The organism is Sporosarcina sp. E16_3, from assembly GCF_017347125.1.
Taxonomy (GTDB): Bacteria; Bacillota; Bacilli; order Bacillales_A; family Planococcaceae; genus Sporosarcina.
In genome coordinates, this window is sequence record NZ_JADPRX010000060.1 from 1 (window position 1) to 5,026 (window position 5,026).

The following is a 5,026-nucleotide window of genomic DNA, read 5'->3' on the forward strand; positions in this document are numbered from 1 at the left end:
GTGAGGAAGCCAAAAGGCAACCGTTTCCTATAGGAAATCCAACAGACTCTCCAGCAGTCCGGATCAACTGGAAATTCTATCGGAAAGAGCTCTTACTACTAATATACGAGGAGGGATAATATGAATAAGGTATTTTTAGACAATGTTACTAAACAAATTAAAAATGAAAACGTGTTAACTAATGTTTCTATTGAATTTGAGAGCGGGAAAATCTATGGAATCTTTGGGCGTAATGGATCTGGGAAAACAATGTTATTTCGAGTTATTTGTGGGCTTTTAAAACCGACTACTGGATCTGTTTACTATAACAATTTACGACTACATAAAGACATCTCATTTCCACCGAGCGTAGGGGTTATTATTGAAACACCTGCTTTTTGGAATGAATTTAGTGGAACAGAAAATTTAAGAATGTTGGCTAGTATTCAAAAAAAGGCGTCTACGAAAGATATTCGTGACTCGCTCATTAGCGTTGGTTTAGACCCTGATGATAAAAGGCCTGTTAAAAAATATTCTCTTGGTATGCGTCAGAGACTGGCTGTTGCTCAAGGCATTATGGAAAAACCAGATTTAATCGTTTTTGACGAACCAACAAACGCATTAGATGAGGAAGCTGTTGAACTCGTTCGCGATATTCTTGTTAGAGAAAAAGAGCGAGGAGCAATCGTACTAATAGCTAGTCACAATAAAGATGATATTAGACTACTCGCAGATGTGACGTATCAAATGGATAGTGGAAAAATTAAGGAAGCTGTATTGATATGAAAAAGGAGTTACAAAGATGAAAAATAAAATATTCATTGCTATTATTGCAGTAGTTGTTTTGAGTGCAGTAGGAGTGAGTCTTGTTACAAAAGGATCTTTTGTAGATGATTTGTCCATTGATAATATTGAAAATTATTATGGTTATAATGTGGGTTTATATACTGATATTAAGGATAATCCATATTTCGAGAATAATTTAACAAATTTCGAAGAGTTAGTAGATGCATCCGAATTAGTTATTAAAGCAAAAATGATTAACGTACGTGAAAAAGTTACAAGAGCTACGCTAACAAAAGTTTATGTTGAAGAAGTCTTAAAAGGGAAATTACATACTAATGAAATTCTTCTATATGAACCTGCATTTTTCTGGCCATACATGGATAATCCAAATACCGGAAGCTACTCAACTGGCGGTTATCAGCTTATGCAAGAGGGGAGGGAATATATACTCTTTCTTCAGTCTCTCAAAAGTCCAAAGGGATATAAACTATCTAAAGACGAAAATAGTTCATTTTTACCGGTGTCAGAGCTATATGGAAAGATACCAATTAAGTCAAATTGGAACCCTGAAGTGATAACTAATGATGAGGCTACTTATAAAGAAGTAGTAGATAGTGAAATCCTAACAAGGGAGAAAGGCTCTCTTCAAAATTATATTGAAATCAAAAAAATAGTGGAAAAAAAATATCATTGATAGTATTTGCTTCGCGAGAAGATGGAGCATTGTTTCTTCGGTAGCAGTACCATTTTATCCGGAAGCTTCAGAATAGGGGACACAAGATATATATTGATGACTTCGGAGGGTGTTCTTTTATTAGTTACTTGCTAAGTTTAGTAGTAGAGGGTGTAAAGTTGGACCAGTTTTTCACAAGCTATATTGATCAACCAAAATATACATCTTTTATAAAAAAGACTGTAGAAATGGCTCAGTCTCTAAAGTTGAATATAATAATAGAAGGAATAGAAAATGTGAAACAAAAAGAGTTTTATATAAGTCTTGGGTGCGATACATATCAAGGCTATTTGGAAGCAAGACCCATGAGGGCAGGAGCGTTAGCACAGTATATTACGGATCACTCCTTAGAGGGAAGCACCTTTTAAGTCGACTTATTTTTGTCGACATTAAAAGGTGCTTTTCAATTCGAAGGTATAAATAACAGCATCCGTATTTAACTGATTAAATTTGATTGGTATAAATGAAATAAGAAACAACCGAATTATTTGAAAGGAGGTGACAACGTTAGGTGTTTTGCTTTATTCGAAAATTGTGGTCAATATTTTTTTCTGAACCTTAAATATTAAATGCGAATGTTGTTGTTTAGTGACAATAAATTTGTTGTAACCATATACTAGTACCCTATTCTTAATCGGGTTATCTCCTCCTTTGTGTGTCTTTAAATCACACTTTTAAACAACATTATTGTCACTAGACAGATGGTATTAATACAACAGCGTACTAAAGTTCATTTTATCTATTCAGTATGATCACTCATTCTGGGGGAATCATCCATTTTTTTGAGAATCTCTCTCTGTTCTTCTTGTGATAAATTCGTGTATAGAACAGTCGTTGCGATGGTGTTGTGCCCTAATTGGTCACGTAGTCCGACCAAGCTGCCGCCTTCATCCAACCATTTCTTGGAAAACGAATGGCGCAGCTTATGAGGGCTTAGACACTTACCTGAGAGAAAGGTTTGTGAATACTTACCGATCAACTTTTGAATGGTCTCCACTGCTATAGGATTGGCTTGTCCAGCGTACTTGGTTAAGAAGACAAATAGATTCTTGGAGTCTGGTTTATATTCTGTTGGAGCAGCTATGAGTAACCTGCTGATGGCTAGCACATTTCGTTCCCCCTAACATAGATTCGATTAGCTCTCGGTGAGGTAAGGAGGTCACAACAATGTTGCGAATTTGAAAACCAGCCGATATTATTTGCATTTACTTGGTGTAAATCTTCTACAACATTCATTACCGCAATATATCTCTGTTTCAAGGCAGCGGTATACGCGTGAATGAATTGGCCGGCTTGCAAGTCACAGATGTCGATTATCGTAAAGGAGATATTAACGCGTTACGTAAAGGAAATAAGCTAGATACAGTCAGTATTACCCCTTCCGCTAGAAAAAATTGCGTTGTTTTGTGTATTAACTGAAGGAGAAGAAGGAAAGGGGAAGCGATTTACGGAGAAATTATAACTGCTATTCGTACAAATGATGTACTAACTGCTCCACTTTTCCAAAGCGAAATACCTGAGATGTATTTATATATATACTTCTTGAATAATATGGCTATATTTGTCTAAATTAACTAATGATATGGAATATTTTAATAATTATGAAAAAATATTGTTATTATTTGTATTTTAGTGTATGTTTTGTATATAAGGTTTATTGATGAAATTAACCTTAATTAAAAAAAGGGGTGTTGAAGATGAAGAAATTGATTTTGCTAGGTTCATTATTTCTCGCTATTTTTCTAGTTAATACGGAAAAATCTTATGCAAGTAACTTTTCAGAGGGAGGTGTAACAGTTTATAAAAAAGAAAAAATTGAAGATAATCAATTATTGTTTGAAAGAGCAAAGAAAGGGGTAACAGACAAAAGAATTAATAATATTAAACAGAAAGGTGTATTAAATAGTGTAGAAAAAGATAGGTCAATTGAAATTGACATTTTAGAAACGACTGAATTATTGGAAAAAATTATTGACGCTGATGGGAACGAAATAACAAGTTATGCAACTACTTATTTTGTACCTATTACTGAAGATGATTTAGAAGCAACAGCTGGTACTCTCGCAGCAGGAGGTACTTCGACTAGTGGTGACAAAAGTGACTCAACATTTTCCGCAACTGGAATAACAACTATGCACTATACAGTAGTAACGGATGATTCTGGTAACCAATATTATAAATGGAGCAGGCAAACTGGAACATGGCAGGCTTTGACTTCAGGTATAACTTTCTCTAATAGAAGTGTAAAATTAAATCAACTTGGTTATCCTATAGGAGGTGGTGGGTTAGTTAATCCTACTAAGACTGAAAGTGTTTCGCACTCTTATGATATTAACGTAGCTTCCTATGGGTGGGTTTCAATTTTTAGAGGAGGTAGTTCGATATTTGGAGCTAAACCGAAAGTGACGCTTACTAGGGGTTCTAGTAATTGGGTATTTGAATTTGACCATAATATGACATTTTAAAAATTTATCGGAAAGCAGAACTTCCAAAAGGTGTTGAATGAAAATGGAGCGGAAGCGGAATTATAATTTACTATTTTGTTTACTACTAGTTATATTATTTTTAGTAGGCTGTGCAGAAAAAAAATTACTCTATGAAGGATCGACAGATAATTGGAAAATAGTTTATAAAATAAACCAAAACCAAGATGAAATAGGAATACAAGATATCGATATTCGATATCTTGGGGAAGATATTCAAAAAGAACTAACATTTTCTTCGAAATCCATTAATGATGCCGGTTGCGAATTGAACCTTATATTGGACGAAAATGGTGAAGCTAATCATTCATCATCAAGTTGTTTGAGTGAAACTCGTCCAGGTGTTAAAGATGATTCCTTTAAAGTTTCCATTACATGGGGAGAAAAGGAAGAAACTATCGAATTAAAGAAAATAAATTAAATAATTTAGATGTCATAGTATTATATATACAACTATGTCATGCGAAGTTAGTATATATGAGGGGGTGGTAAGAGGGGGGCATGCGACATAACCCCTCTTACCACCCCCAATACATACGAGCAATATTTAATAGATTTCCACCTTTTATAGTAGTCTTGTAGAAGGGGAGGAGATAATGTGAGAAAGGTCCCATCGATAATAGTGAAAAAGTCTCGGTATCTGATTTCTTAGTAAAAGTTCACCATAAAAGAGGAACCGTGGTGAATTTGCCAGTTATCAATTATACGTAATGTGTTTGAACATATTGTAGAGCATTATGACCACGATTTAGACTTTATACAAAAAACCACAATAGAAAATAGTACCAATTTCCGGGTTCTTTTTCAACCTTATCTGATTTACATGGAGCGCGAACACGTGCTTCTACATGCGTTGCATCAATGGCTATCGTTTCATCTGAGACGGAACCTTCTGATATCGCCTGAAGAAGTAGGCTTCCTTGAACAATTTCTAACGCATCAGATTCGCTAATCAATGTGATCATACGTGAATAAGAAGCTTCGGATGGGATTTCATCTGATACCAAGAACCCACAATCAACTTTAAATCGTAAGTCTGTAGAGA

6 protein-coding genes and 1 pseudogene are annotated in these 5,026 nt (G+C 34.8%); 5 read left to right on the plus strand and 2 right to left on the minus strand.

The genetic code is table 11. The annotated features are described in order from the left end of the window. Window positions 1-120: 120 nt before the first annotated feature. Genes I2483_RS18880 through I2483_RS18890 form a run of 3 tightly spaced genes read left to right on the plus strand, consistent with a single transcriptional unit; the run spans window position 121 to window position 1,866 of the window. Entirely contained in the window at window positions 121-765 is a 645-nt protein-coding gene (locus tag I2483_RS18880) for an ABC transporter ATP-binding protein (RefSeq protein WP_207151627.1), read from the plus strand. Between the two features lie 16 nt (window positions 766-781). Continuing rightward, window positions 782-1,459, plus strand: coding sequence for a hypothetical protein (locus tag I2483_RS18885; RefSeq protein ID WP_207151626.1), 678 nt, complete (start codon window positions 782-784; stop codon window positions 1,457-1,459). Window positions 1,460-1,515: 56 nt separating this feature from the next. Further along, the gene (locus tag I2483_RS18890; RefSeq protein WP_207151658.1) at window positions 1,516-1,866 is read left to right on the plus strand and encodes an EAL domain-containing protein; all 351 of its coding nucleotides are present in this window, start codon (window positions 1,516-1,518) and stop codon (window positions 1,864-1,866) included. Window positions 1,867-2,237: 371 nt separating this feature from the next. On the opposite strand, the gene I2483_RS18895 is transcribed toward I2483_RS18890, so the two are convergent. After that, on the minus strand, window positions 2,238-2,606 hold the full coding sequence (locus I2483_RS18895; protein ID WP_207151625.1) for a tyrosine-type recombinase/integrase: 369 nt from the start codon (window positions 2,604-2,606) through the stop codon (window positions 2,238-2,240). Window positions 2,607-3,195: 589 nt separating this feature from the next. On the opposite strand from I2483_RS18895, the gene I2483_RS18900 reads away from it, so the two are divergent. Further along, window positions 3,196-3,963 (plus strand): hypothetical protein, encoded by a 768-nt coding sequence (locus I2483_RS18900; protein WP_207151624.1) that lies wholly within the window; start codon window positions 3,196-3,198, stop codon window positions 3,961-3,963. Between the two features lie 43 nt (window positions 3,964-4,006). Continuing rightward, a complete protein-coding gene (locus I2483_RS18905; protein ID WP_207278608.1) occupies window positions 4,007-4,402 on the plus strand; it encodes a hypothetical protein in 396 nt (131 codons plus the stop codon). Between the two features lie 373 nt (window positions 4,403-4,775). Here the strand turns inward: I2483_RS18905 and I2483_RS18910 are convergent. Further along, window positions 4,776-5,026: pseudogene (locus I2483_RS18910) on the minus strand (IS5/IS1182 family transposase); the annotation flags it as partial.